Here is a 25,406-nt window from a genome sequence, read left to right on the forward strand (position 1 = left end):
AGTGCACCGTCGCGCCATGGATGGCAGGGAAAAACTAGGAAAACCATGAGCACCGCCTTCACCACGCTACAGATCGGCCCCCTGAAGCTGCGCAACCGCTTCATCAAGTCCGCCACCAACGAGGGCATGGCCAAGGGCGGCGTGCCCTCCAAGGCCCTGGTCGAGCATCACCGGCGCATGGCCGCTGGCGGTGCCGCAATGACCACGGTGGCCTACTGCGCGATCAGCGCCGATGGCCGCACCTTCGACGATCAAGTGACGCTCGACGAACCCAGCCTCAAGCACCTGCGCGCGCTCACCGACGCGGTGCACCGCGAGGGTGGTGCCGCCTGCGCGCAGATCACTCACGGCGGCTGCTTCACCTTCGTGAAGCAGTCCTCGGGGCGGCCGATCAGCGCCTCCGGCGGTTTCAATCCACCGGGCTCGATCAGCGGGCAGTTCTTCAAGTCGGCGATGACCGAGGCCGATCTCGAACGCGTCGCCGAGGAGTTCGTGCAGGCCGCGCTGCGCGCCGAGCGCGCCGGCTTTGACGCGGTCGAGATCCACATGGGCCACGGCTATCTGCTCAGCCAGTTCATCTCGCCCAGCTACAACAAGCGCAAGGACCAATGGGGCGGCAAGACCGCCGCCGAGCGCGTGCGCTATCCGGCGCGGGTGCTGCGCCGCGTGCTCGATGCCGTGGGCGAGCGGCTGGCGGTCACTTGCAAGATCTGCGTCACCGAGGGCTTCAAGGGCGGCGCCACCGCCGAGGACGCCGTGCAGGTCGCGCAGGCGCTGGAGCGCGAAGGCGCGCATCTCTTGGTACTCAGCGGCGGCATGAATGTGGAATCGCCCTGGGCGATCTTCGGCAGCAACATGCCCAAGGCCGCCACCGACGTGATCGACAACCCGGTGGTGCGCATGGCCACGCGGCTGATGAAGCTCTGGGAGCCGAAGGTGCCTTTCCACGAGCTGTACCTGCGCGAGCACTCGCTGAAGGTGCGCGCCGCGGTGAAGATGCCGCTCGCCTATCTCGGTGGTGCGAAATCCATGGCCGGCGTGCGGCAGGTGATGGGTGACGGCTTCAACGCCGTGGTGATGGGCCGCGCGCTGATCCACGAGCCCAATCTGGTCAACCAGTTCCGCGACGGCACCGCCACGGTCTCGGGCTGCACCGCCTGCAACGAATGCGTGGTGAGCATGTACACCCCCGGCGGCACCCGCTGCGTGCTGCATCCGCCCAGCGATGTGAAGCTCAACCAGACGCCGGCGGCTGCTTAGAAGCGGGCCGCTACAAAGCCGAGTAGCCCGGATGCAATCCGGGGTGGTTCCTCGCGGGCTGCAATCCCGGATTGCATCCGGGCTACCTCGCTAACGCCTGAGTTGGGCCGCGCCGCGAAGCGGCGTCGGCTTGAATGAACCTTTAGGCAGCAAATCGCTAGTCCTCAATGATGGCAAGGCCGCGACTCCTTAAGTCTGCCAAAGACTCCAGCATTTGCTGTAGCACATCAGCCGGATGGCCCTGCCAGTCCTGGACTATCCCAGCAATTCTTAGCGGGCTGCTTGTGCGATAAGACCTTGTTGGGTTTCCGGGAAACCTCTTGTTTGTAAGATTCGGATCGTCCTCGAACGGCCCAGTTGGCTCTACGATGTATATGTAGCCGCGACCATCCAAGCCGGACAGCGACATCGCAAGTTCCGCCCCCCATATGGCAGGCTCCATCAAGGCGGAAAAGTAGACGTGCTGAAGTACGCGGCCACTTTCATGATGGGACAGGTGTCCGGTAGTCAACAGGTCGCCAATCGCCAAACTGGCTTTAGTGCCGTGATAGAACGGTCCTTGCACCTCCCGGCAATTTTCATGCGAGACGGGAATCCAAGCATTCGACATTCGTCGACTCCTTGTGCTTAGGGAATGGACTTTGCTGCGCAACAGCCAATAGACGGACGGGAGTCCGCATAGCAACTGTTCGTCCGGGCGTGGATGGAAGGTCGCAATGGCATGATTTCGCTCGCGATCGTTCGGCGACCTCTCCCAAACAACAGGTCGTCCGGGGCGTTTGTTGCGCAGGAGTTCACCGTAGCCCAGTTCTCTGCATCGGCGCTACTGCTGACCTGCCCCTTGGGGGGGCTGATCTGGTCCGGGTACAGGGGAGCAGGGCGATGTCGGCGTCTTCCTTCCAGGGTTGCCGCATGGCCTAAGCTGTCCTCCCTTTCTGGAGAGAGATAGAGCACATGGGCCACAACAACTACCGCACGCTCGACTACACAGTTGCCGACGGCATTCTCACGCTGACGCTCAACCGTCCCGAGCAGATGAATGCCTTCACGGTGGAGATGGCCAACGAGCTGGTCGCCGCCTTCGACCGCGCCAGCGAGGACGACGCGGTGCGCGCCATTGTCGTCACCGGCGCCGGCAAGGCTTTCTGCGCCGGCATGGATCTCAGCAAGCCGGGCAATGTCTTCGGCCTCGATGAGAGTCAGCGGCCGACGCTGGCGGATATGCATACGCGGCTCGACGACCCCGCCATCCACGACGGCGTGCGCGACACCGGCGGCCGGGTGACGCTGTCGATCTACCGCTGCAAGAAGCCGGTGATCGGCGCCATCAACGGCGCGGCGGTCGGCATCGGCGCCACCATGACGCTGGCGATGGACGTGCGGCTGGCCTCAGAGAAGGCGCGGATCGGCTTCGTGTTCGGCAAGATCGGGATCGTGCCGGAGGCTTGCTCGAGTTGGTTTCTGCCGCGCATCGTCGGCATCTCGCAGGCGCTGGAGTGGGTGCTGAGCGCCGACATCCTCAGCGCCGAAGAGGCGAAGGCGGGTGGCCTGGTGAAGGCGGTCGTGGCGCCCGATCAATTGCTGCCGGAGGCCTACAAGCTGGCCCGCAAGTTCGTGGACGGTCGCTCGCCGGTGGCGGTCGCCCTGGCCCGGCAGATGCTGTACCGCAACTCCGCGCAGCCGCACCCGATCGAGGCGCACCGCATCGACTCGCTGGCGATGTTCTACACCAGCCTGGGCGACGGCAAGGAAGGGGTGCAGTCGTTCCTGGAAAAGCGCGCGCCGGACTTTGGCGCCCAGGCCTCGACCGACATGCCGCCGTTCTACGCCGACTGGGCGGTGGAGCCCCGCTGAGCCAGCCGGGTTTTCTGGCTCGTGGTTTGCGAGCTGCATCCCGTGTTGTGCCCGGCCTGATTGGTTAACCTAGCCTAGGTGCGGGGAGCCTCGCTCCCGCCGTCACCCGTCCGTTGTTCCCATCCGCAGGAGCTCGCCGTGCCCTCAGACAACAACGAAGAAAAGTTCACCCGTACCGTCGCCTTCATGAAGCAGCGCCAGGCCGAGAAGGAAAAGGACGGCCGCTGGACCGGCAAGGTGTCTTTCGTGATCGGCGCCGTCGGTGCCGCGGCGATTGTGCTGGGGACGTTGTACTTCCTGTTCCGCTGATCGCGCAGCTGGCCCTAGAGGTAGCGCAGGCCGGTGAGCCGCTCCGACATCGCCCAGACCTGCGCCGCCAGCTCGGCGTTGCGGGCCTCGGCGCTGCACTCCACGCGCTTGGGCAGGCCGCTCAGCTCCTTGTAGCCACCGGGGCCGTAGTAGTCGCCGCCTCTCACCTCGGAGCCGGTGGCGGCCAGCAGGGTCGGTAGCGCGCCCTGCGCCGGCGGCTGCGCGAACAGCCGCGTCGCCAGGCGCATGAAGAATCCACCCAGGTCGGGATTGGTGGCGGTGTAGCCGGGGTGCGCGGCGACCGCGATGCTGCGCTTGCCGGCGCGGCGCAGGCGGCGTTCCAGCTCGAAGGTGAACAGCAGCGCCGCCAGCTTGCTGCGGCCGTAGGCGTCCATCTCCTTGTAGGGGCGCCGGGTCAGTCCTGGGTCTTCCGGGTCCAGGCCCTGCGTGAGGCGATGCGCGAGGCTGGCCATGCTCACCACCCGCGCCGCGGGCGCGGCTTCCAGGCTGTCCAGCAAAAGGCCGGTGAGCGCGAACGGCCCCAGGTGATTGGTGCCCAGATGGGTCTCGAAACCGTCCTTGGTCTTGCCCTGCGGCACCATGATCGCGGCGGCGTTGTGGATCAGCAGATCCAGCGCGGCATGGCGGGCCTTGAAGGCCTCGGCGAAGTGGCGCACCGAGGCGAGATCGGCAACGTCGAGCGCCATCGCCTCCACCTTCGCGCCGGGTATCTGCTGGCGCAGCAGCGTGGCGGCGGCTTCGCCCTTGGCCGCATCGCGGCAGGCCAGCACCAGCTCGGCGCCGGCACCGGCCAGCGCCAGGGCGATCTGGTAGCCGAGGCCACGGTTGCCGCCGGTGATGAGGGCGAGCTTGCCGTGGAGATCGGGCAGGGCGTTGCTGTTGCGCGGGTGACTCATGGCGATGGCCGGGTTGGTGGTGAAAAAAAGGGGAGTGACGCGGGGCGCTGCTGCCTACACCAGGCCGGGGATCAGCACCTTGCGCTGCGCCGGGTAGTCGGGGAATTTCGCCCGATACCAGCGGTGGTTGGCAAAGGCGCGCGGGATCAGGTTGGCGGCGGTCCAGGCGACGAAACTCAGGCCCGCCAGCGACCAGGTGGCGATCGCCCAGCCGGTCCAGATCATCAGCTCGCCGAGGTAGTTGGGGCAGCTGACCTTCTCGTAGAGCCAGCCGCGCGGAATCTTGTAGCCGCTCTCGCCCGGCTTGCGCAGCGCCGCCAGCATGGCGTCGGCCTTGCGGTTGATGTAGTAGCCGCCGGCGAACAGCGCTGCGCCGAGCAGAAAGCGCGGGTCGCTCAGCCAACCCAGTTCATACGGCCGGCTGATGCCGGGCCAGGACAGGATCGCGGCATTGGCAAACGAGACGCCCAGGTTGGTGGTGAACGCCAGCACCGGCACCAGCAGGGGCGTGGTATCGCCCGGCTTGGTGTGCAGGCGAAAGGGAAAGATGAAGCTGCGCTGGAAGTAATGAGCCTGCCACATCGCCAGCAACAGCAGCGGCGCCGGATTCCAGGCCTCGGCACCCAGGAAGTAGATCAGCGCGAAGCCCAGCGCCGAAGGCGCCTCCATCAGCATCCAGGCCCAGCGGGTGGGCACGCCGGGGCCCCAGAACCAGGCGGTCTTCGTGCCCTTGTGGCGGCCGTAGGCGGCCTTGATGAAGAACTGCAGCACCACGAAGACCAGCACCGAGGCCAGCAGAAAGGCGAGAACGAGGTAGTGGTGCCACTGGGCTGCTTCCGGACTGACGTTCATCGCTCCTCCCTGGGCTCTCTACCGCCAACGGCATGCTTGGGGTGCGGGTCGCGGGCCAGCCCGCGCCTTACAACGAACGCCGCGTCGGCGGAGGCGGGCCTGTGCAGCCCGCGGCCCGCCGACGCGAAAGCCGCTAAACCCCCGGCGCCCCAGGGAAGCCCACGTAGTACTGGCCGGTGAGCATGCCGCCATCGACCGCGATCTCGGCGCCGCAGAGATAGCTGGACTCGTCGCTGGCGAGAAACAGGCTGGTGCGCGCCACTTCCTCCGGCTCGCCGACCCTTTGCAGCGGCACCATGGCATAGCGCTTGTTCACCTCGGCCTTCTGCTCGGCGTAGGGATTGCCCATGGCGGTATCCACACCACCCGGATGCACCGAGTTCACCCGCACACCCTTGTGGCCGTACTCCATCGCCGCGACCTTGGTCAGGCCGCGCACCGCCCACTTGCTGGAGCAGTAGGCGCCCAGACCGTTGGCGGCCTTCATGCCGTCCACCGAGGAAATGTTGACGATGGAGCCGCGACCCTGTGCCAGCAGCTCGGCACCGACGATGCGCAGGCCGAGAAAGGTGCCGACCAGATTGATGTTGATGACGCGCTCAAACTCGGCTTTCTCGGTGGTCTGCAAAGTCTTGAACAGCAGCACGCCGGCGTTGTTGACCAGGATGTCGATGCCGCCGAAGGTACTCTTCGCCAGCGCCACCACCGCCTGCCAGCTGGTTTCGTCGCTGACATCGTGGCGGATGTACTGAGCGTCGGCTCCCAGCTCCTTGGCCAGCGCCTGGCCCTCGGCTTCCAGCAGATCGGCGATCAGTACCTTCGCGCCCTCGGCCACGAACAGCCGTACCGTTGCCGCCCCCATGCCGCGCGCGCCGCCGGTGATGATGGCGACCTTGCCTTGCAGACGTTTCATCGTGTTCTCCTCAAATTCTTGTGAGTCGTCATTTCCGCTTTCGCGGGAATGGCGGGGCTTTAAGCGGTTCAGTCGACGATGGCCGGATGCGCCTGCTGTGGCGAGCCCAGCATCGGCCGGTGCGACGGCGGCTGCCGGCCTTCGTCGTCGATGCCGTACTCGCTGGCGATCTCGGCGCCGATGATCACCTGGCCGGATTTCTCGGCGCGCTTGGGGTCGCGGTAGATCGCCGAGATGATGTGGCCGGTGAACTCCGGCGTCTCGGCGATCTCCCAGAAGCCGGCGTACTGCTCGGCGGCGCGGTCCATCGCGCGGCGGGTGCGGTCGGTGCGCAGCATGCCCATCCAGATCGACACCGCGGCGACGTTGTAGGGGCGAAAGTCGACCGCCATGTCCTTGGCGAACTTGTCGACGCCGACCTTCTGCGCGCCGTAACCGGGGCCGTGCATGTAGCAGCTGGAGCCGAAGGACGAGGTGAAAACGATCAGGCCGTTCTTCTGTTTGGCCATCAGCGGCGCGGCGTACCAGCTCGCCACGTAGCCGGAGCGCAGGCCGACATCGAGGATGTCCACCAGCTCCAGCGGCTTCTCCCAGAACGGACCCTTGTCGATGAGCCGGTCGTGCAGGAAGGTGGCGTTGTTGACCAGGATGTCGAGCCGGCCCTGCTCGCGCTCCACGCGCTCGAACAGCGCCTTCACCTCGGCGTCCTTGGCATGGTCGCAGGCGACCGCGATGCCCTTGCCGCCGGCCTCGGTCACTAGTTGCGCGGTGTTGCCGACCGTGCCTGGCAGAGGCGCCTCGCCTTCCTTCACGGTGCGGCCGGTGACGTAGACCGTAGCGCCTTCCTTGCCGAGTGCGATGGCGATGCCCTTGCCGGCGCCGCGCGAGGCCCCGGTGACCACGGCGACCACGCCTGCCAAGGGCTTGTTGTCGGACTTGCTCATGTCTCCTCCTCCGTTCGGATTTCTAGTCCGGCCAGAGTGCCAGCGCGGCGCCGGCGGGAACTCGTCCGATCACATGAGAGGCGGTAAAGGCCCCCTTTGGAGCCTCAGCGCGGCAGCTGGAACTTCATCACCTTGCCGGAGGCATTGGTCGGCAGCGCGGTGACGATCTCGATGTGACGCGGCACCTTGTAGTTGGCCATCTGCTCGCGACACCAGGCGATCAGCGTCTTTTCGTCGACGCTCTGGCCGGGGCGCAGCGTGACGTAGGCCTTGCCGACCTCGCCCTGGCGCTCGTCGGGAATGCCAATAACCGCCACCTGGGCGATGGCCGGGTGCGCCGACATCATCCGCTCGATCTCGGCCGGATAGCAGTTGAAGCCACCGGTGATGTACATGTCCTTGAGGCGGTCGGTGATGCGGATGTAGCCGCGCTCGTCGATCACCGCGACATCGCCGGTGTGCAGCCAGCCATCGGCGTCGATGGCCTCGGCGGTGGCCTTGGGGTTGTCGAGATAGCCCTGCATGACGTTGTAGCCGCGCACCAGCAGCTCGCCGGCGACGCCGTGCGGCAGACGGTTGCCCTGCTCGTCGATGCACTTCACCTCGGTATCGGGGATCGGCTTGCCGCAGGTGCGGGCGACCGTCTCGTCGTCGTCGGTGGAGTGGCAGAACGACACCATGCCGCTGGCCTCGGTAAGGCCATAGCCGGTGAGCAGCACCTTGAAGCGCAGCTCCTTGCGCATCTGCTCGATCAGCGAGGGCGCGACGGTGGCCGCGCCGGTCATGGTCGCGCGCAGCGAGCTCAAGTCGGTGCTGGCGCGCTCGGGCGAGTTGAGCAGGCTGATGAACAGGGTCGGCGGGCCGGGCAGCACCGAGATACGGTCGCGCTCGATGCGCTTCATCACTGCCGCCGCGTCGAACACCGCATGCGGCAGGATCGCGCAGCCGTAGAGCAGGGCGGTGAGCCAGCCGGCCTTGTAGCCGAAGGCGTGGAAGAAGGGATTGATGATCAGGTAGCGGTCTTCCGGCACCAGTTCCACCCGCTTGCCCCACTCGTGGCTCACCCGCAGGTTCTGCCCGTGCGCGCTCATCACGCCCTTGGGCTGGCCGGTGGTGCCACTGGTGAACATGATGTCCATCAGGTCGCCGGGCTGTACCTGCGCGGCGCGGCGGTCCACCTCGGCCGGATCAACGCCCTCGGCCTTGGCCAGGAACTGCGCCCAGGTGGTGTCGCCCTCCTGGGCGTCGCGCAGCACGATCAGGTGTTCGAGGCTGGCCGGCCGGTGGCCTTCCAGCAGCGCCGGGAAGTACTGGTCGAGAAAGCGCCCGCAGGTGAACAGCAGCTTGGCCTGGCTGCGCTCCAGCACATAGGCGACTTCCTGGCCGCGCATGCGGGTGTTCACCGGCACCAGCGCCGCGCCGATGCTCTGCACTGCCAGCGCCGCGATGACCCATTCCGGCGTGTTCTGCGCCCACAGCGCGACGCGGTCCTTGGGCTGCACGCCCAGCGCGATCAGTGCCTGCGCGGCGGTGCGGCGCTGCGCATCCAGTTGCGCGTAGCTGAAGCTGCGGCCGTCTTCGCCGATCAGGGCGGGGCGGTCGGCGAACTTGCGGACCGATTCGGCGAAGGCGAGGGGCAGGGTCAGTTGCATTGCGGATTTCAGATTTCGGATTGCGGATTGAACAGGCAGAAGCGGAGCGGCTTGCGGACGGTCACCACCGCAAGCCGAGCTCGGCGATCCGCAATGGGCATCAGTCGGCCCAGAGCAGGTAGCCGTTGTCGATGCGGTACTCGGAGCCGTTGATGAAGCTGGACTCGTCGCTGGCCAGGAACAGCACCAGGTTGGCGATGTCTTCCGGCTTGGCGAAGCGGGCCATCATCTGCTTCTGGTCCATCATCCGCACCGCGCTCTGCGCGCCCTTGGGCATGCTCTGGTGCAGGCCGGTGACCATCGGCGTCATGATGCCGTCCGGGTGGATCGAGTTGCAGCGGATCTTGTGCAGGTTCATGCGCGCATGCGCGGCGATCGAGCGGGTCATCGCCGCCACTGCGCCCTTGGAGGCCGAGTAGGCGCAGAAGGAGCCGACGCCGCCGATGCCGGCCATCGAAGACATGTTGACGATGGCGCCGCCGCCGCGCTTGAGCATGGCCTTGTAGCCGTAGTGGCAGCCGAGGAAGTAGCCGTCGGAATTCACCTTCTGGATCTTCTGCCAGGTGGCGAGATCGGTGTTCTCGATGTTGCCGTAGATCAGGATCGCGGCGTTGTTGACCAGGATGTCGAGGCCACCGAAGGTTTCCTCGGTCTTGGCGATCACCGATTTCCAGCTCTCCTCATCGGCGATGTCGTGCTTGAGGAACAGCGCCGAACCACCCTTGGCCTTGATCGCTTCCGCCGCCTTGATGCCCTCGGCTTCGTTGAGGTCGGTGAGCACCACGTGCGCGCCCTCGCGCGCCAGCAGTTCGGCGTCGGCCTTGCCCACGCCGCTGGCGGCGCCGGTGATGATCGCCACCTTGTTCTGTACTCGACCCATGCTGCTCTCTCCTCAAGTTTGTTAGATCTATGGCGGTTGGTCGCTGCATCCGGGGCTTTCGCGACGCGGCCTGGGATGTCTTGTCGTCAGGCCGCGCAGGCTGCCTGCGCCGGTGGCTTGCGGCCGGTGGGCGGCATTATTTCGGCTGCCCTCTGGCTAGCCTTCGTCCAATAAGACGACCTGCCGGTGCTTGCTGCTGAGATCGACTCATCAAAACGGGTGAAGCTGTGCCGCAGGGCGGTCTCGATAATCCTGGTCGTTCAATTCCCCCCTTTCAGGCAGACCTTCCATGAGCAGTCCCAAGCCCTTGATCCAGGCGCTGGCCTATGTGGTCGCCGAGTCCACGGATGTTTCGCGCTGGCAGCAGTACGGCGAACAGGTGCTGGGCGCGATGACCAGCCCGGCACCGGAAGGCGGCCTGTACCTGAAGCTCGACGAGCGCCGCTTCCGTCTCGCCGTGGTCGCCGGCAGCGAGGACCGCTACCAGGCCTCCGGCTGGGAGGTGGCGAATGCCGCCGACTTCGCCGCGGCTGTCGCCGCCATCGAAAAGGCCGGGGTGAAGGTCGAGCCGGCCAGTGCCGCGCTGAAGGCCGCGCGCTGCTACACCGATCTGGTGCTGTTCACCGACCCCTCCGGCAACCGCCACGAGCTGGGCTACGGCTATACCGGCGGCGAGTCGCCGTTTGTCTCGCCGCTGGGCAGCACCCGCTTCAAGACCGGCGCGCAGGGCATGGGCCACACCGTGCTGCCCTCGCTCAACTTCGATGCCAGCCTGAAGTTCTTCACCGAGGTGCTGGGCTTCGGCATTTCCGACATCTTCAACTTTCAGCCCGGCCCGGACGCGCCGGTGATGCGCATCTACTTCCTGCATGCTGGCTCCGGCCGTCACCACAGCCTGGCGCTGGCGGAGATGCCCAGCCCCTCCGGCTGCGTGCACATCATGCTGGAGGTCACCGAGAAGGACGAAGTGGACCGTGGCGAACTGCGCCGCGAACAGCACGGCGCCAAGCTGATGGCGACGCTCGGCCAGCACGAGAACGACAAGATGACCTCGTTCTACATGCTCACGCCCAGCAATTTCGCACTCGAATACGGCTGGGGCGGCATCAGCGTCGAGCCCGGCGTCTGGGAAACCACCTACACCAAGCAGGTCTCCATCTGGGGCCACGACTTCTCGGTCGGCTTCCGCTAACAAGAACAACATGGCACTCAACAAACAGAAGTCGGCGGCCGAGGCCGTCGCGGCCCTGCGCGATGGCATGGCCATCGGCATCGGCGGCTGGGGCCCGCGCCGCAAGCCCATGGCCCTGGTGCGCGAGGTCCTGCGCTCGCCGCTGAAGGATCTCACCGTCGTGTCCTACGGCGGCCCTGACGTCGGCATGCTCTGCGCCGCGGGCAAGGTGAAGAAGCTGATCTTCGCCTTTGTCACCATGGACGCGATCCCGCTGGAGCCCTATTACCGCAAGGCGCGCGAGTCGGGTGCCATCCAAGTCGAGGAATACGACGAGGGCATGTTCGAGTGGGGCCTGCGCGCCGCCGGCATGCGCATGTCCTTCCTGCCCACCCGCGTTGGTCTCGCCACCGACGTGCTGGCCAAAAATCCGCAGCTCAAGACCATCGCCTCGCCCTACGCCGACGGCGAAGTCTATGTGGCGATGCCGGCTTTAAAACTCGACGCCGCGCTGATCCACGTCAACGAGGCCGACCGGCTCGGCAACACGCTGGTGCGTGGCCACGACACCTTCTTCGACCACCTCTACGCCCGCGCCGCCGATCACGTCATCGTCAGCAGCGAAGTGGTGCATGAGAAGCTGGAGCTGGACGCCGACACCGCCAAGCTCAACCCCTTCGAGCGCTATCTGGTGCACAGCGTGGTGGCTGCCGCCGGTGGCGCGCACCCGACCTATCTCGGCCCCAACTACGGCTGGGACATGGAGCACCTCAAGCGCTACAACGCCTCCGCCAGCGAAGAGGGCGGCTGGGCGAAGTATGTGGAGGAGTTCGTGCGCGTCGGCGAAGCCGCGTACCAGACCCAGATTGGCGGCGCCGAGCGCCTCGCCAAGCTCAAGCTGCCGGTGTTTTGAACATGAGCGACCTAGCCCCCGCCACCCTCGCCGAATTGATGATCGTCGCCGCCAGCGAAGCCTGGCGCGACAACGGCGAAGTGCTCGCCTCCGGCATCACCACCATCCCGCGCCTGGGCGCGAGCCTGGCCAAGCTGACCCACTCGCCCGAGCTGTTGATGACCGACAGCGAGAGCTATCTGGTCAGCGAGCCGGTGCCGCTGGGCCCACGCGGCGACTACAAGCCCAAGTACGAGGGCTATATGTCCTTCGAGCGGGTGTTCGAGTGCGTCTGGGGCGGCAAGCGCCACGCCATGATCGGCCCGACCCAGATCGACCGCTGGGGGCAGACCAATCTTTCCGCCGTCGGCCCCGACTACGCCAAGCCGAAGTCGGCGGTGCTGGGCGTGCGCGGCCTGCCGGGCAACAGCATCTGCCACATCAACTCGCTGTTCGTGCCCAACCACGGCCCGCGCGTGTTCGTCGCCGGTGAGGTCGATATGGTCTCCGGCGTTGGCTACAAGCCGGAACGCTGGGGTCCGGGCATGAAGCAGGACTATGTGGACCTGCGGCTGATCGTCACCGATCTCTGCGTGCTCGACTTCGGCGGGCCGGACCATGCGATCCGCGTGAAGTCCCTGCACCCCGGGGTGAGCTTCGAGCAGGTGCAGGCGGCGACCGGCTTCCCGCTGCTCCAGGCCGAGAACCTGGGCGAAACGCCGCTGCCGACCGCCGAGCAGCTCGCCATCATCCGCAAGCTCGACCCGCACAATCTGCGCGGCATGGTCTTGAAGAACGACCCGCCCGCCCTGCGCGCGGCGGCCTGAGCGCGGCCCATGAGCGATCTGGTCGAGCCCAAGAAGGTCGAGATCACCTACGAGACCGAAGAGCCGGTGCTCTACGAGGTGCGGGATGGCGTGGCCTGGGTGACCATGAACCGGCCCAGCTACAACAACGCCCAGAACTCGCAGATGACCTACGCGCTGGACGCTGCTTTCGCGCGCGCGGTCGGCGACGACGCGGTGAAGGTGATCGTGCTCAAGGGCGCCGGCAAGCATTTCTCCGCCGGCCATGACATCGGTACGCCGGGGCGCGATCTGCACAAGAGCTTCGAGCGCAAACACCTGCTGCCGGACCACGTCAACAAGCCGGGCGCCGAGCTGCTCTACACCCGCGAGCAGGAGGTCTATTTGGGCATGTGCCGGCGCTGGCGCGACGTGCCCAAGCCGACCATCGCCGCCGTGCAGGGCGCCTGCATCGCCGGCGGCCTGATGCTGGCCTGGGTCTGCGACCTGATCGTCGCCAGCGAAGACGCCTACTTCCAGGATCCGGTGCAGCGCATGGGCATTCCGGGCGTGGAGTACTTCGCGCACGCCTTCGAGCTGCCGCCGCGGGTCGCCAAGGAGTTCCTGATGCTCGGCGAGCGCATGCCGGCGGCGCGTGCCTACAACTTCGGCATGGTCAACCGCATCGTCGCCCGCGAGGCGCTCGACGCCGAGGTGGCGAAGATGGCCGCCAACCTCGCCGAAAAGGGCCGGCTCGGCCTCTGGCTCACCAAGCAGGCGATCAACCACGTCGAGGAGCTGCGCGGCAAGCGCACCGCCATGGACGCGGTCTTCCACATGCACCACTTCGCGCATGCCCAGAGCGATCTCACCCAGGGCAATCCGCTGGGCGGGCAGGACGCCAAGTCGATGGCCGCCGGCAACAAGAAGCCGGACGGCCAGTAGAACCCCAGCCAGAACTCCATGAGCGCTCCCGCCGCACTGCAAACCCCATTGACCCAGCTGCTGGGCTGCCGCTATCCCATCGTCCAGACCGCGATGGGCTGGGTGGCGGACTCCAAGCTGGTGGCCGCCACCAGCAACGCCGGCGGCTTCGGCTTTCTGGCCGCCGCCACCATGTCCACCGAGACCCTGCGCTCGGAGATCGCCGCCGTGCGCGCGGCGACCAGTGCGAAGTTCGGCGTCAATTTCCACATGTTCCAGCCCAATGCTGCCGAGGTGATCGAGCTGGTGCTGCAGAACGCCGACCGCGTCCGCGCGGTCAGCTATGGTCGCGGCCCGAGTGCGGCGATCATCAAGCGCTTCAAGGATGCCGGCGTGCTGTGCATGCCCACCGTCGGTGCGCTCAAGCACGCGCAGAAGGCGGTCGAACTAGGCGCCGACATCATCACCGTGCAGGGCGGCGAGGGCGGTGGTCACACCGGCTCGGTGCCGACCACGCTGTTGCTGCCGCAGGTGCTCGACGCGGTGAAGGTGCCGGTGGTCGCCGCCGGCGGCTTCTACAACGGTCGCGGCCTGGCCGGTGCGCTGGCCTATGGCGCGGCGGGCATCGCCATGGGCACGCGCTTTCTGATGACCGCCGACTCGCCGGTGCCGCGCAGTACCCTGCAGAAGTACGTTGCCGTCAAGGAGGCCGCGCAGATCCGTGCCTCCACCGCGGTCGACGGCATGCCGCAGCGGATGATCGACAACCCCTTCCTGCTGCGCCTGGAAAGCGGCGGACTGCTGCACCGCCTGTTCGTGGCGCTGTCCAGCGCCTGGGCCTGGCGCGCGCACACCGGCATGACGGTCGGCCACATGGTCAAGACCTTCTTCGCCGCCCTGCGCGAAGGCGATGGCGCCATCCAGACCATGATGGCCGCCAATGCCCCGGTGCTGATCCAGCGGGCCATGGTCGAGGGCAAGCCCGACGAGGGCGTGCTGCCTTCCGGCCAGGTGGCTGCCAATATCGCCAGCCTGCCGACGGTCGCCGAGCTGATCGCCGGCATCGTCAGCGAGGCCGAGCAGCGCCTGGCGGCGCTGTCCGTTGTTTCCCTTCCCCCGCTCGCGGGGGAGGGGGCTGCTACGAGAACCCCATGAGCGAACAATTCAAAACCACCATCAGCGACGGCATTGCCGAGCTGGTCATAGCCCGGCCGCCGGTCAACGCCCTCAACGATGCCGGTTGGCATGCGCTCGCCGACGAGATCACCCGGCTGGGCACGCTGCCGGAAGCGCGAGTGATCGTGCTGCGCGCCGAGGGCCGTGGCTTCTGCGCCGGCGTCGACATCAAGGAGCTGGACAAGCACCCGGAGAAGATCATCTCCGTCAATGCCGGCAATTACCGCAGCTTTGAAGCGGTGCACCGCAACCCCTTGCCGGTGATCGTCGCGGTGCACGGCTTCGTGCTCGGCGGCGGCATCGGTCTGGCCGGCGCGGCCGACATCGTGGTCGCCAGCGAGTGCGCGACCTTCGGCGTGCCGGAGGTGGATCGCGGCGCCATGGGCGGCGGCGCGCATCTGCAACGGCTGTTCCCGGTACAGAAGGTGCGGATGATGTATTTCACCGGTGATTCCATCACCGCCGCCGAGGCCTACCGGCTGGGCGCGATCGAAAAGGTGGTGCCCAAGGCCGAGCTGCGCGAGGCCGCACTCGCCATCGCCGCCAAGATCGCCGCCAAGAGCACGGTGATGATCCGGCTCGCGAAGGAATCGCTGAACGGCATCGAGGACGGCAACCTCGAAAGCAAGTACCGCTGGGAGCAAGGCTTTACCCTACAGGCCTACAGCAGCAAGGATTCAGCGGAGACCCGGCGCGCCTTCGTCGAGAAGCGCGAGGCCGAGTTCAAGGACAAGGCATGAGACTGGAATACACCGAACGACAGAAGAAATTCCGGGCCGAAGTCCGCGAGTGGATGGCGGCCAATGTGCCGAAGCAGGCCCTGACCAGCTTCGACACCAAGGAAGGCTTCGCGCAGCACCGCGCCTGGGAAGCCAAGCTCAACGAGGGCCGCTGGAGCGCGGTGACCTGGCCCAAGGAGCTCGGCGGGCGTAGTTGCGACCTCATCGACTGGCTGATCTTCGAGGAGGAGTACTGGCGCGCCGGCGCGCCGCTGCGCGTCAATCAGAACGGCGTGTTCCTGCTGGCGCCGACGCTGATGGAGTACGGCACCGACGAACAGAAGGCGCGCTTCCTGCCGCGCATGGCGGCGGGCGAGGACATCTGGGCGCAGGGCTGGTCTGAGCCCGGCGCCGGTTCCGACATGGCGGCGATCCGCACCAAGGCCATCCTCGAAGGCGACCACTACGTCATCAACGGCCAGAAGACCTGGTCGACGCGCGCTGTGTTCGCCGACTGGTGCTTCGGCCTGTTCCGCACCGATCCGGACTCGCAGCGTCACCACGGCCTCACCTTCATCCTGCTGCCTCTGAACCTGCCGGGCATCACCATCCGCCCGATCAAGCAGCTCAACGGCCTGCCCGGCTTCGCGGAAATCTTCTTCGACAATGTCCGCGTCCCGGTGGCCAACCGCCTGGGCGCCGAAGGCCAGGGCTGGAACGTGGCGATGGCCACCGCCGGTTTCGAGCGCGGTCTGATGCTGCGCTCGCCGGCGCGCTTCCAGAAGACCGCGCAGAATCTGGTCGCGCTCTACCAGCGTCACCGCGAGCATGCCGACCGCGATCCCTCGATCCGCGACGCGGTGCTGAAGAGCTGGATGGACGCCGAAGCCTACGCGCTCTCCACCTACCAGACCGCCAGCCGGCTGGTGCGCGGCGGCCACATCGGCCCCGAGGCCTCGACCAACAAGATCTTCTGGTCGGAGCTGGACCTGCTGATGCACGAGACCGCCATGCGCATCCTCGGCGCCCGCGGCGAGCTGATGCCGGAAGCGCCGGAGGCCGCCGAGAGCGCACCCTGGCTGGATGGCTTCCTGTTCGCGCAGGCCGGGCCGATCTACGCCGGCAGCAACGAGATCCAGCGCAACATCATCGCCGAGCGCATGCTCGGCCTGCCGAGGGCCTGATTGATGGACTTCACCTTCACCGAAGACCAGCTCTCGCTCAGCGACGCCATCCACAAGTTCCTGATGGTGGAAGCAGCCCCCGAGCTGCTGCGCGAGATCTGGGAAACCGAGTCCGGCCGCAGCGCCGAGATGCGCGCCAAGCTCGCCGACCAGGGCCTCACCGCGCTGTCGGTGCCCGAGGCCTATGGCGGCATGGGCCTGGGCGATCTCGACTGGGTGCTGATCCAACAGGAGCTGGGCTACTACGCCATTCCCGATTCGCTCACCGCCACCGCCTATCTGGCGGTGTACCTGAGCAAGGCGCTGCCCGAGGACTCCAAGCTCAAGGCGCACTGGCTGCCGAAGATCGCCGATGGCAGCGCGCGCATCGCCGTGGGTCATCCGATCAATCCCTTCGTCGCCGACGCCGCCAACGCCAGCCTCTTGCTGCTCTGGCACGCCGACGAGCTGCACGCGCTGCGGCCTTCGGAAGCGACGCTGACGCTCAACCCCAGCATCGACTCCTCGCGCCGGCTCTACCGCGTGCAGTGGACGCCCACTGACAAGACCCGCGTCTGCGGCGCCGAGCAGGGCCGCGAACTCTGGCAGGGTGTGATCAACCGCGCCGGCGTCGCCATCTCCGCGCAGCTGCTGGGCTTGGCCCAGCGCATGCTCGATCTCGGCACCGACTACGCGGCGCAGCGCAAGCAGTTCGGCAAACCGATCGGCAGCTTCCAGGCGGTCAAGCACCATCTGGCCGATGTCGCGGTGAAGATCGAGTTCGCCCGCCCGGTGGTGCAGCGCGCCGCGCAGTCACTGGCCACCGGCCATCCGCGCGCCAGCCTGCACGTCTCGCACGCGCGGCTGGTGGCCGGCGAGGCGGCGCGGCTGGCGGCGCGCAAGAGCATCCAGGTGCATGGCGCCATGGGCTACACCTGGGAAGCCGATCTGCAGATGTTCATGAAGCGCGCCTGGGCGCTCGACTCCACCTGGGGCGACGCCATCTTCCACAAGGCGCGCATCGCCGAATTCGTGCTGGCCGAGGGCGCTGCCCTGGGGCCGGCGGAAACCTTCACTCACTAAGCAAGCAAGAGAAACCCCATGGCCGAAGCCTATATCGTTGACGCCCTGCGCACGCCCACCGGCAAGCGCAAGGGCAGCCTGTCGCAGATCCACGGTGCCGATCTCGGCGCCCACGTGCTGAAGGCGCTGGTCGCGCGCAATGCCATCCCCGCCGACGATTACGACGACGTGATCTTCGGCTGCCTCGACGCCATCGGCCCGCTCGCCGGCAACATCGCGCGCACCTGCTGGCTGTCCGCCGGCCTGCCGCTGCACGTGCCGGGCGTGACCATCGACCGCCAGTGCGGCAGCTCGCAGCAGGCGGTGCACTTCGCCGCGCAGGCGGTGATGTCCGGCACCCAGGACGTGATCGTCGCCGGCGGCGTGCAGACCATGACCCAGATCCCGATCTCCTCGGCGATGATCGCCGCCAAGCCGCTGGGCTTCGCCGATCCCTTCTCCGGCTCCAAGGGCTGGACCGAGCGTTTCGGCAGCGAGCCGGTCAACCAGTTCCACGGCGCGCAGCTGATCGCCGACAAGTGGAACATCTCCCGCGAGGAGATGGAGCGCTTCGCCCTGGAAAGCCATGTGCGCGCCCGCCGCGCCATCGCCGAGGGCCGCTTCAAGAAGGAGATCGTGCCGATCAACGGCCTGGAGCACGACGAGACCACCCGCGAGACCTCGCTGGAGCAGATGCAGAAGCTGGAGGTGCTGGCGCCCGGTGGCAGCATCACCGCCGGCGTTTCCAGCCAGACCGGCGACGCCGCCTCGGCGATGCTGATCGTCTCCGAGCGCGCGCTGAAGAAGTACAACCTGAAGCCGCGCGCGCGCATCCAGCACATCAGCGTCTACGCCGACGATCCCATCCTCATGCTCACCGCGCCGATCCCGGCCACGCATTACGCGATGAAGAAGTCGGGCATGAAGCTGGAAGACATCGATCTGGTCGAGATCAACGAGGCCTTCGCCCCGGTGGTGCTGGCCTGGTTCAAGGAAACCGGCTACCCGCACGCCAAGACCAACGTCAACGGCGGCGGCATCGCGCTGGCGCATCCGCTCGGCGCCACCGGCGTCAAGCTGATGACCACCCTGCTGCACGAGCTGGAGCGCACCGGCGGCCGCTACGGCCTGCAGACCATGTGCGAAGGCGGCGGCGTGGCCAACGTCACCATCATCGAACGACTCTGAGTATTTCCCCTCTCCCCTCGTGGGAGAGGGGTAGGGGAGAGGGGGCTCTCCGCGACGAAGTGCGCTCCCCCTCTCCCTCGATCCCTCTCCCACGGGGGGAGAGGGAAGACCAGCTAACGAGGAAGCAGCATCATGGGTATCTGCGACAACCGCACCATCATCGTCACCGGCTCCGGCGCAGGCCTGGGTCGTGAATACGCCCTGGCGCTGGCCGCCGAGGGCGCCAATGTCGCCGTCAACGACATTCGCCTGGAAGCCGCCGAAGGCGTGGTGAAGGAAATCCAGGCCGCCGGCGGCAAGGCGGTGGTGGCGCTGGGCGACATCACCAGCATGGCCGGCGCCGATGCCATCATCGCGGCCGCGCTCGCCGCCTTCGGCGAGGTGCATGGCGTGGTCAACAACGCCGGCGTGGTGCGCGACCGCATGTTCGCCTCGCTCAGCGAGGACGACTGGGACACGGTGATCCGCGTGCATCTCAAGGGCCATTTCTGCCTGGCCAGCAAGCTGGTGCAGCGCTGGCGTGACCAGGTGAAGGCCGGTGGCAAGCCGCTGGGCCGCATCGTCAACACCAGCTCCGGTGCCGGCCTGCAGGGCAACATCGGCCAGAGCAACTACTCGGCGGCCAAGGGCGGCATCGCCTCGCTGACCCTGGTGCAGGCGGCCGAGCTGGGCCGCTACGGCGTCACCGCCAATGCGCTGGCCCCGGCGGCGCGCACCGGCATGACCGAAGGCCCGTTCGGCGCGATGATGAAGGCGCCGGAAGACGGCAGCTTCGATCACTACCACCCCGGCAATGTCGCGCCGCTGGTGGTCTACCTGTGCAGCGAGCTGTCGCAGGGCGTGAGCGGCAAGGTGTTCGAGGTGGAGGGCGGCAAGATCTCCATCGCCCGCGGCTGGAAGACCGGCACGGTGAAGAACAAGGGCGCCCGCTATACCCCGCAGGAACTGCACGAGGTGATCGGCGGACTGATCGCCACCGAACCCCCGGCGCAGAAGGTCTACGGGACCTAAGGGCTGTGCCGCTCAGCGCCGAAGGCACGCGCCCGGAGGATTACCGCTACTGGGCCGACGAGCGCGTCCGCTTCTACGACCTCGACCTGATGGGCCATGTGAACAACGTGGCCTACACCATCTATGCCGAGTCGGGCCGCGCCGCTTTCCTGCGCCATATCGGTTTCTGGACCGAGACCGGCCGCCGCCAGAACGTGATCGCGCGGCTGGAGATCGACTACCGGCAGGAGCTGAAGTACCCGAACGAGCTGAAGGTCGGCCTGCGAGTGTTGAAGATCGGCGGCAGCTCCTTCACGCTGGGCATCGGCATCTTCGCCGGCGCGGTCTGCGTCGCCACCGCGCAGGCGACGCTGGTGCGCTTCGATGCCGAGACCCGCAAGGCCATCGCGCTCGACGCCGCCGACCGCGTCCTGCTGGCGCCCTATCAGGCGGGCTGAACCCCGGCGACAGTGCCGGCGGTGGATGCTAGTGTCCGCGTCCGGTTCCCCTGCTTCCGTCTCGCCGATGCGCCCACTGGTTCCTGTGCTGTCTCTGCTGCTGGCGCTCGCCGGTCTCGCCTTCGGTGGCTGGCAGTGGTACTCGGCGCGCGAGGCGCGGCAGGCGCTGGCGTCGATGAGTCCGAGCGTGGTGGATATCCGCTTCGCGCAGTTCATGTCCCTGCACCATCACCAGGCCGTGGTGCTGTCGCAGATGATGCGCGGCACGGTCTCCCCCGGCGTGCTGGTGCTGGCCGAGACCATCCGCAGTGAGCAGCAACTGGAGCTGGGCGAGATGCGCGGCTGGCTGCGCGTCTGGGGCCAGCCGCATCTGCCGGAAAACCGCAACATGGAGTGGATGCTGCTCGGCCGCACGCCTCCCGACGATACCCTGCGCCAGTACCTGCTGGACTGCCGGCGCGCGCCCAGCGGCATGACTGGTCTGGCCACGGATGCCGAGGTGGCCGAACTGCACCACCTGCAGGGCGCGGCCCGCGAGCGCCGCTACCTGGAACTGATGCTGCGCCACCACGAGGGCGGGCTGCCGATGGCCCGTTTCGCGGTCGACAACGCCCAGCATCCGGTGGTGCGCTCGCTGGCCTCGCGCATCGTCCTCGACCAGCAGCGCGAGGTGCTGGGCATCCGGCTGATGCTGGCGCAACTGGCGGCCACCCGCGCCCCTTGACCGCCGCGCCCGACCGTTGCGCGGGCCGGCGGTTGTGCAGATGACAGTTGCTTCAGATAATTGCGCCCCCCCGACGCCCTGAGGAGTGCGCGAATGAATGGCAGCCACCGTCTGCTAGTGCTGTCTTTGCTGTCTGTCGGTCTGTACGCCTGCAGCGGCAGCAGTGATCCCGCCGACGGCGCACTGGTCTCCGGCCCCACCCCGAAGGCGGTCTGCGGACCGGGTTCGCGTCCCGAGCTGGGCATGCAGGGCCGCGTCAGCCGCGCCGAGCACGAGAGCGGCCGTGCCGCCGAGGGCTATACCTGCAACACGGTGATGGTCAGCAACTACGTGCCGCCGGGCGTCGTGACCGGCACCGCCACCGGCACCATCGGCGGCTTCAAGGTGGAGCGCTATACCGATTCCAGCGGCCGCGACTGCGCCTACTACGACACCACCCTGCTGTATCCGACCAACCTGGTCGACGTCGAGGCCGGCGTCAACGTGCTCGACATGAGCGACCCCGCCAATCCGGTGCGCACCGCGCAGCTGGTGTCGCCGGCGATGCTGACCCCGCACGAGTCGGTGGTGGTATCGCAGGAAGCCGGCGTGCTCGCGGCGGTCACCGGCAACCCCGCGTTCTACCCGGGCATCGTCGACGTCTACGACCTCAAGGCCGACTGCCGCACGCCGCTGTTGCGCTCCAGCACGCCTTTCGGTTTCTTGGGCCACGAGAGCGGCCTCTCGCCCGATGGCAAGACCTTCTACTCCGCCAACCCGGGCTCGCCGACGCTGACCGCGCTCGACATCTCCAACCCGCTGATCGCCATCCCGCTGTGGACCGGGCCTTACTACTCGCACGGTCTCACCATCGGCGCGGGCGGCAATCGGGCCTATGTCGGCGCCGGCGACAATCAGGGCATGGTGATTCTCGACACCTCGGAGCTGCAGGCGCGCAAGGCCAACCCGCAGGTGACGGAGGTTGGCAGCGTCACCTGGCCGAACCTCACCATCCCGCAGAACGCCATTCCGTTCACCCGCAACGGCAAGCCCTACGTGCTGGAGATCGACGAGTTCTCCACCGACTCGCCCGGTGGCAGCGTCGCCTTCAACGGCGCGGTGGTCGGCGCCGGCCGCATCATCGACATCAGCGACGAGACCAAGCCGAAAGTCGTCTCCGACCTGCGTCTGGAAGTGCACGAACTGCAGAACCGCGAGCTGATCGCCGACGATCCGGGCGCGAATCTGCCGGTGCAGGGCTATGCCGGCCACTACTGCAACCTGCCGACGCGGGTGAATCCGGACATCGTCGCCTGCAGCATGATCGCCTCCGGCCTGCGCATCTTCGACATCCGCGATCCGCGCAAGCCCAAGGAGGTCGCCTATTTCGTGGCGCCCGCCAAGCCGCGGACGACGCCGGTGTTCGAGGCCAGCAACTGGGCGATGTCCAGCCCCAGCTTCGTCCCCGAGCGCAAGGAGATCTGGTACTCGGACGGCTACAGCGGCTTCTACGTGGTGCGGGTCACCAACGGCGTCTGGTAGTCCCCTGAAACCGGGCGGCGTGGCGCCGCGGTCCCGCGCAGGCACTCATCACCCCAACGGGTGATGAGTGCGCGCCGGGCGGATTGAATAATCCGCCACCATGAATCTCTCTCTGAATGACGACCAGCGGCTGATCCGCGAGTCGGCCGAAAGCTTTCTTGCCGATGCCAGCGCCTCGGCGGCGGTGCGCGCGGCAATGGACAGCGAGCTGGGCTACGACCCCGCGGTCTGGCAGCGCATCGCCGGCGAGCTGGGCTGGTGCGGCATCGCCGTGCCGGAAGCACTCGGCGGCCTGGGCCTGGGCCCGGTGGAGCTGGCCCTGGTGCAGGAGGTCTGTGGCTACCGCCTGCTCTGTGCGCCGTTCTTCTCCAGCGCCTGTCTGGCCAGCACCCTGCTGCTGGAACTGGGCGATGAAGCCGCTTGCGCCGCCTGGCTGCCACAGCTCGCTGCGGGTGAGCAGCGCCTGAGCGCGCCGCTGCCTTCCGATGCCGCGGGCTTTCTTGCCGCCACCGCGCTCAAGGCCAGCCAGGAGGGCGAGGGCTGGAGTCTGAGCGGCCGCGCCACGCGGCTGCCCGAGGGCGACAGCGCCGACGCGCTGCTGCTGCTGGCGGCGGTGGAGGGCGAGACGCTGCCGGGCCTGTTCCTGGTGCGCCGCGCGGCGGCCGGCCTGCGACTGAGCAGCCAGCCCGGCTTTGATCGCGGCCGGCGCTTTGCTGAGGCCGAGCTGAGCGCGGTGGCCGCCGAACGCATTGACGAGCGCGAGCGCGCCGCCGCCGGCTATGCCGCCGCCGCCGCGCGCGCTCGCCTGTACATCGCCGCCGAGCAGCTGGGCGCGGCGCAGGCTTGCCTGGATCTCACGGTGGCCTACACCGCCACCCGCAAGCAGTTCGGCCGCGCCATCGCCGGCTTCCAGGCGATCAAGCACCGCTGTGCGGAGATGATGGTGCGCATCGAGGCGCTGCGCTCGGCGGTGGCCGGCGCGGCGGCGCAACTCGCCGCCGGGGCGGAGCTGGCGGAATGCGTTGCCGAATGCGCCGCCGCCAAGGCACTTGCCTCCGACACGCTGTTCTGGTGCGCGCAGGAGGCGATCCAGTTGCATGGCGGCGTCGGCTTCACCTGGGAATACGACCCGCAGCTCTACTTCAAGCGCGCGCAGGCCTCGAGCCACTGGCTGGGCACGGCGGAGGCGCTGCGGGAGCTGGTTGCGGGGTTTGTCTTGCGTACCCCGCACGCCCCCACCCCAGCCCTCCCCCGCGACGCGGGGGAGGGAGCATTGGCGGGGTTTCGCGAAGAGATCGCCGGCTGGATGCAGCGCCATCTCAGTGGCCGCTATGCCTCGCTCAAACACCGCGGTGGCCCCGGCGATGAAGAGGCCGATCCCGCCCTGCGCAAGGAATGGGAGCGCGAACTCGCCGCCGGCGGCTGGACCGGCGTCGGCTGGCCGAAGTCCCACGGCGGCCGTGGTCTGTCCATCGCCGAGCAGGTGGTCTTTCACGAGGAATACGCGCGCGCCGGCGGCCCCGGCCGCATGGGTCACATCGGCGAGGGCCTGCTTGGGCCGACGCTGATCAAGTTCGGCACGCCGGAGCAGCAGCAGCGCTTCCTGCCGCGCATCCTCGACGGCAGCGAATACTGGGCGCAGGGCTATTCCGAGCCCAATGCCGGCTCCGATCTCGCCAACGTGCAGACCCGCTGCTGGCAGGAGGCCGACGGCAGCTGGCGCGTGCAGGGCCAGAAGATCTGGACCTCGCTGGCGCACGAGTCGGAATGGATCTTCGTGCTCGCCCGCAGCGAGCCGGGGAGCAAGGGCGGCAAGGGCCTGAGCTTCCTGCTGCTGCCGCTGGACCAGCCCGGCATCGAGATCCGGCCGATCCGCCAGCTCGGCGGTGGCAGCGAGTTCAACGAGGTGTTCTTCGACGGCGCCAAGGCCGAAGCCGCCCATCTGGTCGGCAAGCCGGGCGAGGGCTGGAAGGTGGCGATGGGGCTGCTGGAGATCGAGCGCGGCGTCTCCACGCTGGGCCAGCAGATGCACTTCCTGCACGAGCTGGAGCGGGTGGTGGCGGCGGCCCGGCAGCGCGGTCTCGACCGCGACCCGTTCATCCGCAACCGCATCGCCGGCGCCTGGGCAGGCCTGAAGGTGCTGCGCTACCACGCGCTGCGCATGCTCGCCACCGATGACCAGTTGAGCCTCGGCCGCGAGGCCCTGGTCTACAAGTACGCCTGGAGCAATTGGCACCGCGAGCTGGGCAAGCTGGGCATGGACGTGCTGGCTGCGGCAGGTGAGGGCGGCGACGAGGCCGCGCGGCCCTTGCAGCAGCTGTTCTTCTTCTCGCGCGCCGACACCATCTACGGCGGCACCAACGAGATCCAGCTCAATCTCATCGCCGAGCGCGGCCTGGGCATGCCGCGCGAGGCACGGCCGGTCGGCTGACGGCTGCTGCCGATGTGCTCCTTCCCCCGCAGGCGGGGGGGATAGTGCGGCGCGGCTGCTGCGCGCGGCTATCATCGGTGCATCCCTACCCGCTGAGGATTGCCCATGTCGTTTGCCGCACCCCTGCTGGCCCCGGTCGTTGCCCTGGTGGGCTGGACGCATTTCATGTGGCTGTGGATGTACGCCACCCGCATCCCCGCGATCCAGCGCGAGCAGCTGATGCTGGATCCGGGCATCCCGCCGCGCGAGCTGATGAACCGGCTGCCGCCCGCGGTGCGCTGGAAGGCCGACAACTACAACCACCTGTTCGAGGCGCCGACGCTGTTCTACGCGCTGTGCCTGACGCTGGCGGTGCTCGACGACAGCAGCTACTGGAGCCAGCTCCTGGCCTGGGCCTATGTCGGCCTGCGGGTGGTGCACAGCATCTGGCAGTCGCTGTTCAACATCATCGAGGTGCGCTTCACGCTGTTCCTACTTTCCTCGCTGGTGCTGATCGCCTTCACCGCGCGCGCGGCGATGCAGGTGTTCTGAAGCGACCCCTCCGGCGCTGCGCGCCACCTCCCCTATTGCCATAGGGGAGGCAACAGCAATGTCTCCCCCTGCCTGAGCAGGGGAGATGTC

At 67.5% G+C, this 25,406-nt stretch carries 25 protein-coding genes and 1 pseudogene; 19 read left to right on the forward strand and 7 right to left on the reverse strand.

The features are described 5' to 3' along the window. The first annotated feature begins 45 nt into the window (after positions 1-45). Positions 46-1,260, forward strand: coding sequence for an NADH:flavin oxidoreductase (locus AC3WT6_RS05370; RefSeq protein WP_492652529.1), 1,215 nt, complete (start codon positions 46-48; stop codon positions 1,258-1,260). Positions 1,261-1,417: 157 nt separating this feature from the next. Here the strand turns inward: AC3WT6_RS05370 and arr are convergent, their stop codons facing one another. Continuing rightward, the gene (arr, locus tag AC3WT6_RS05375) at positions 1,418-1,870 is read right to left on the reverse strand and encodes an NAD(+)--rifampin ADP-ribosyltransferase (RefSeq protein WP_492652530.1); all 453 of its coding nucleotides are present in this window, start codon (positions 1,868-1,870) and stop codon (positions 1,418-1,420) included. A 344-nt stretch (positions 1,871-2,214) separates the two neighbouring features. Here arr and AC3WT6_RS05380 point away from each other — a divergent pair, with 344 nt between their 5' ends. Both AC3WT6_RS05380 and AC3WT6_RS05385 read left to right on the forward strand, forming a co-directional pair. After that, positions 2,215-3,114, forward strand: a complete 900-nt coding sequence (locus tag AC3WT6_RS05380) for a crotonase/enoyl-CoA hydratase family protein (RefSeq protein ID WP_492652531.1) — start codon at positions 2,215-2,217, stop codon at positions 3,112-3,114. Between the two features lie 138 nt (positions 3,115-3,252). Continuing rightward, positions 3,253-3,423, forward strand: coding sequence for a hypothetical protein (locus tag AC3WT6_RS05385; protein WP_492652532.1), 171 nt, complete (start codon positions 3,253-3,255; stop codon positions 3,421-3,423). A gap of 14 nt (positions 3,424-3,437) precedes the next feature. Here AC3WT6_RS05385 and AC3WT6_RS05390 read toward each other — a convergent pair whose 3' ends face one another. The 6 genes from AC3WT6_RS05390 to AC3WT6_RS05415 form a co-directional block, all read right to left on the reverse strand. Next, the gene (locus AC3WT6_RS05390; RefSeq protein ID WP_492652533.1) at positions 3,438-4,340 is read right to left on the reverse strand and encodes an oxidoreductase; all 903 of its coding nucleotides are present in this window, start codon (positions 4,338-4,340) and stop codon (positions 3,438-3,440) included. A 54-nt stretch (positions 4,341-4,394) separates the two neighbouring features. Next, complete coding sequence (locus AC3WT6_RS05395) at positions 4,395-5,192, reverse strand: phosphatidylethanolamine N-methyltransferase family domain-containing protein (RefSeq protein WP_492652534.1); 798 nt, start codon at positions 5,190-5,192, stop codon at positions 4,395-4,397. Between the two features lie 133 nt (positions 5,193-5,325). Beyond that, complete coding sequence (locus tag AC3WT6_RS05400) at positions 5,326-6,105, reverse strand: SDR family NAD(P)-dependent oxidoreductase (protein WP_492652535.1); 780 nt, start codon at positions 6,103-6,105, stop codon at positions 5,326-5,328. Positions 6,106-6,173: 68 nt separating this feature from the next. Further along, positions 6,174-7,049, reverse strand: a complete 876-nt coding sequence (locus AC3WT6_RS05405) for an SDR family NAD(P)-dependent oxidoreductase (protein ID WP_492652536.1) — start codon at positions 7,047-7,049, stop codon at positions 6,174-6,176. Between the two features lie 104 nt (positions 7,050-7,153). Next, positions 7,154-8,701: a FadD3 family acyl-CoA ligase gene (locus AC3WT6_RS05410; RefSeq protein ID WP_492652537.1), complete on the reverse strand. Its 1,548-nt coding sequence runs from the start codon at positions 8,699-8,701 to the stop codon at positions 7,154-7,156. Between the two features lie 100 nt (positions 8,702-8,801). Further along, positions 8,802-9,581, reverse strand: coding sequence for a glucose 1-dehydrogenase (locus AC3WT6_RS05415; RefSeq protein WP_492652538.1), 780 nt, complete (start codon positions 9,579-9,581; stop codon positions 8,802-8,804). Positions 9,582-9,870: 289 nt separating this feature from the next. Between AC3WT6_RS05415 and AC3WT6_RS05420 the strand changes: the two genes are divergently transcribed. The 16 genes and pseudogenes from AC3WT6_RS05420 (at position 9,871) to AC3WT6_RS05495 (ending at position 25,316) form a co-directional block, all read left to right on the forward strand. Then, positions 9,871-10,773: a VOC family protein gene (locus AC3WT6_RS05420; protein WP_492652539.1), complete on the forward strand. Its 903-nt coding sequence runs from the start codon at positions 9,871-9,873 to the stop codon at positions 10,771-10,773. Positions 10,774-10,783: 10 nt separating this feature from the next. Next, positions 10,784-11,665, forward strand: coding sequence for a CoA transferase subunit A (locus AC3WT6_RS05425; protein ID WP_492652540.1), 882 nt, complete (start codon positions 10,784-10,786; stop codon positions 11,663-11,665). A 2-nt stretch (positions 11,666-11,667) separates the two neighbouring features. Beyond that, positions 11,668-12,471 carry a CoA-transferase subunit beta gene (locus tag AC3WT6_RS05430; RefSeq protein WP_492652541.1) on the forward strand — a complete coding sequence of 268 codons (804 nt, stop codon included), beginning with the start codon at positions 11,668-11,670 and terminating at the stop codon, positions 12,469-12,471. A 9-nt stretch (positions 12,472-12,480) separates the two neighbouring features. Continuing rightward, positions 12,481-13,374 carry an enoyl-CoA hydratase gene (locus tag AC3WT6_RS05435; protein WP_492652542.1) on the forward strand — a complete coding sequence of 298 codons (894 nt, stop codon included), beginning with the start codon at positions 12,481-12,483 and terminating at the stop codon, positions 13,372-13,374. A gap of 18 nt (positions 13,375-13,392) precedes the next feature. Further along, on the forward strand, positions 13,393-14,508 hold the full coding sequence (locus AC3WT6_RS05440) for an NAD(P)H-dependent flavin oxidoreductase (RefSeq protein ID WP_492652543.1): 1,116 nt from the start codon (positions 13,393-13,395) through the stop codon (positions 14,506-14,508). After that, complete coding sequence (locus tag AC3WT6_RS05445; protein ID WP_492652544.1) at positions 14,505-15,269, forward strand: enoyl-CoA hydratase family protein; 765 nt, start codon at positions 14,505-14,507, stop codon at positions 15,267-15,269. The genes AC3WT6_RS05440 and AC3WT6_RS05445 overlap by 4 nt, the downstream gene beginning before the upstream one ends. Beyond that, positions 15,266-16,432 carry an acyl-CoA dehydrogenase family protein gene (locus AC3WT6_RS05450; protein WP_492652545.1) on the forward strand — a complete coding sequence of 389 codons (1,167 nt, stop codon included), beginning with the start codon at positions 15,266-15,268 and terminating at the stop codon, positions 16,430-16,432. Before AC3WT6_RS05445 ends, AC3WT6_RS05450 begins: the two co-directional genes overlap by 4 nt. Positions 16,433-16,435: 3 nt before the next feature. Then, positions 16,436-17,494 (forward strand): acyl-CoA dehydrogenase family protein, encoded by a 1,059-nt coding sequence (locus tag AC3WT6_RS05455; RefSeq protein ID WP_492652546.1) that lies wholly within the window; start codon positions 16,436-16,438, stop codon positions 17,492-17,494. An 18-nt stretch (positions 17,495-17,512) separates the two neighbouring features. Next, positions 17,513-18,661 (forward strand): acetyl-CoA C-acetyltransferase, encoded by a 1,149-nt coding sequence (locus AC3WT6_RS05460; RefSeq protein ID WP_492652547.1) that lies wholly within the window; start codon positions 17,513-17,515, stop codon positions 18,659-18,661. Positions 18,662-18,793: 132 nt separating this feature from the next. Then, positions 18,794-19,672 (forward strand): SDR family oxidoreductase, encoded by an 879-nt coding sequence (locus AC3WT6_RS05465; protein ID WP_492652548.1) that lies wholly within the window; start codon positions 18,794-18,796, stop codon positions 19,670-19,672. A 5-nt stretch (positions 19,673-19,677) separates the two neighbouring features. Continuing rightward, entirely contained in the window at positions 19,678-20,109 is a 432-nt protein-coding gene (locus AC3WT6_RS05470) for an acyl-CoA thioesterase (protein ID WP_492652549.1), read from the forward strand. A gap of 67 nt (positions 20,110-20,176) precedes the next feature. Beyond that, the gene (locus AC3WT6_RS05475) at positions 20,177-20,833 is read left to right on the forward strand and encodes a DUF305 domain-containing protein (protein ID WP_492652550.1); all 657 of its coding nucleotides are present in this window, start codon (positions 20,177-20,179) and stop codon (positions 20,831-20,833) included. 93 nt (positions 20,834-20,926) lie between these two features. Further along, on the forward strand, positions 20,927-22,354 hold the full coding sequence (locus AC3WT6_RS05480; RefSeq protein WP_492652551.1) for an LVIVD repeat-containing protein: 1,428 nt from the start codon (positions 20,927-20,929) through the stop codon (positions 22,352-22,354). 100 nt (positions 22,355-22,454) lie between these two features. Further along, positions 22,455-23,552: pseudogene (locus AC3WT6_RS05485) on the forward strand (acyl-CoA dehydrogenase family protein); the annotation flags it as partial. 108 nt (positions 23,553-23,660) lie between these two features. Further along, complete coding sequence (locus tag AC3WT6_RS05490; RefSeq protein WP_492652850.1) at positions 23,661-24,785, forward strand: acyl-CoA dehydrogenase family protein; 1,125 nt, start codon at positions 23,661-23,663, stop codon at positions 24,783-24,785. A gap of 105 nt (positions 24,786-24,890) precedes the next feature. Next, a complete protein-coding gene (locus AC3WT6_RS05495) occupies positions 24,891-25,316 on the forward strand; it encodes an MAPEG family protein (protein ID WP_492652552.1) in 426 nt (141 codons plus the stop codon). Positions 25,317-25,406 lie beyond the last annotated feature (90 nt).

Source organism: Stagnimonas sp. FW305-C-60, assembly GCF_058782965.1.

What these genes read in the sequence shown, in the direction of transcription:
- AC3WT6_RS05370 (WP_492652529.1), top strand. Translation starts at nt 46, where the DNA reads ATGAGCACCGCCTTCACCACGCTACAGATCGGCCCCCTGAAGCTGCGC.
- arr (WP_492652530.1), bottom strand. Translation starts at nt 1,870, where the DNA reads ATGTCGAATGCTTGGATTCCCGTCTCGCATGAAAATTGCCGGGAGGTG.
- AC3WT6_RS05380 (WP_492652531.1), top strand. Translation starts at nt 2,215, where the DNA reads ATGGGCCACAACAACTACCGCACGCTCGACTACACAGTTGCCGACGGC.
- AC3WT6_RS05390 (WP_492652533.1), bottom strand. Translation starts at nt 4,340, where the DNA reads ATGAGTCACCCGCGCAACAGCAACGCCCTGCCCGATCTCCACGGCAAG.
- AC3WT6_RS05395 (WP_492652534.1), bottom strand. Translation starts at nt 5,192, where the DNA reads ATGAACGTCAGTCCGGAAGCAGCCCAGTGGCACCACTACCTCGTTCTC.
- AC3WT6_RS05400 (WP_492652535.1), bottom strand. Translation starts at nt 6,105, where the DNA reads ATGAAACGTCTGCAAGGCAAGGTCGCCATCATCACCGGCGGCGCGCGC.
- AC3WT6_RS05405 (WP_492652536.1), bottom strand. Translation starts at nt 7,049, where the DNA reads ATGAGCAAGTCCGACAACAAGCCCTTGGCAGGCGTGGTCGCCGTGGTC.
- AC3WT6_RS05410 (WP_492652537.1), bottom strand. Translation starts at nt 8,701, where the DNA reads ATGCAACTGACCCTGCCCCTCGCCTTCGCCGAATCGGTCCGCAAGTTC.
- AC3WT6_RS05415 (WP_492652538.1), bottom strand. Translation starts at nt 9,581, where the DNA reads ATGGGTCGAGTACAGAACAAGGTGGCGATCATCACCGGCGCCGCCAGC.
- AC3WT6_RS05420 (WP_492652539.1), top strand. Translation starts at nt 9,871, where the DNA reads ATGAGCAGTCCCAAGCCCTTGATCCAGGCGCTGGCCTATGTGGTCGCC.
- AC3WT6_RS05425 (WP_492652540.1), top strand. Translation starts at nt 10,784, where the DNA reads ATGGCACTCAACAAACAGAAGTCGGCGGCCGAGGCCGTCGCGGCCCTG.
- AC3WT6_RS05430 (WP_492652541.1), top strand. Translation starts at nt 11,668, where the DNA reads ATGAGCGACCTAGCCCCCGCCACCCTCGCCGAATTGATGATCGTCGCC.
- AC3WT6_RS05435 (WP_492652542.1), top strand. Translation starts at nt 12,481, where the DNA reads ATGAGCGATCTGGTCGAGCCCAAGAAGGTCGAGATCACCTACGAGACC.
- AC3WT6_RS05440 (WP_492652543.1), top strand. Translation starts at nt 13,393, where the DNA reads ATGAGCGCTCCCGCCGCACTGCAAACCCCATTGACCCAGCTGCTGGGC.
- AC3WT6_RS05445 (WP_492652544.1), top strand. Translation starts at nt 14,505, where the DNA reads ATGAGCGAACAATTCAAAACCACCATCAGCGACGGCATTGCCGAGCTG.
- AC3WT6_RS05450 (WP_492652545.1), top strand. Translation starts at nt 15,266, where the DNA reads ATGAGACTGGAATACACCGAACGACAGAAGAAATTCCGGGCCGAAGTC.
- AC3WT6_RS05455 (WP_492652546.1), top strand. Translation starts at nt 16,436, where the DNA reads ATGGACTTCACCTTCACCGAAGACCAGCTCTCGCTCAGCGACGCCATC.
- AC3WT6_RS05460 (WP_492652547.1), top strand. Translation starts at nt 17,513, where the DNA reads ATGGCCGAAGCCTATATCGTTGACGCCCTGCGCACGCCCACCGGCAAG.
- AC3WT6_RS05465 (WP_492652548.1), top strand. Translation starts at nt 18,794, where the DNA reads ATGGGTATCTGCGACAACCGCACCATCATCGTCACCGGCTCCGGCGCA.
- AC3WT6_RS05475 (WP_492652550.1), top strand. Translation starts at nt 20,177, where the DNA reads ATGCGCCCACTGGTTCCTGTGCTGTCTCTGCTGCTGGCGCTCGCCGGT.
- AC3WT6_RS05480 (WP_492652551.1), top strand. Translation starts at nt 20,927, where the DNA reads ATGAATGGCAGCCACCGTCTGCTAGTGCTGTCTTTGCTGTCTGTCGGT.
- AC3WT6_RS05490 (WP_492652850.1), top strand. Translation starts at nt 23,661, where the DNA reads ATGCAGCGCCATCTCAGTGGCCGCTATGCCTCGCTCAAACACCGCGGT.
- AC3WT6_RS05495 (WP_492652552.1), top strand. Translation starts at nt 24,891, where the DNA reads ATGTCGTTTGCCGCACCCCTGCTGGCCCCGGTCGTTGCCCTGGTGGGC.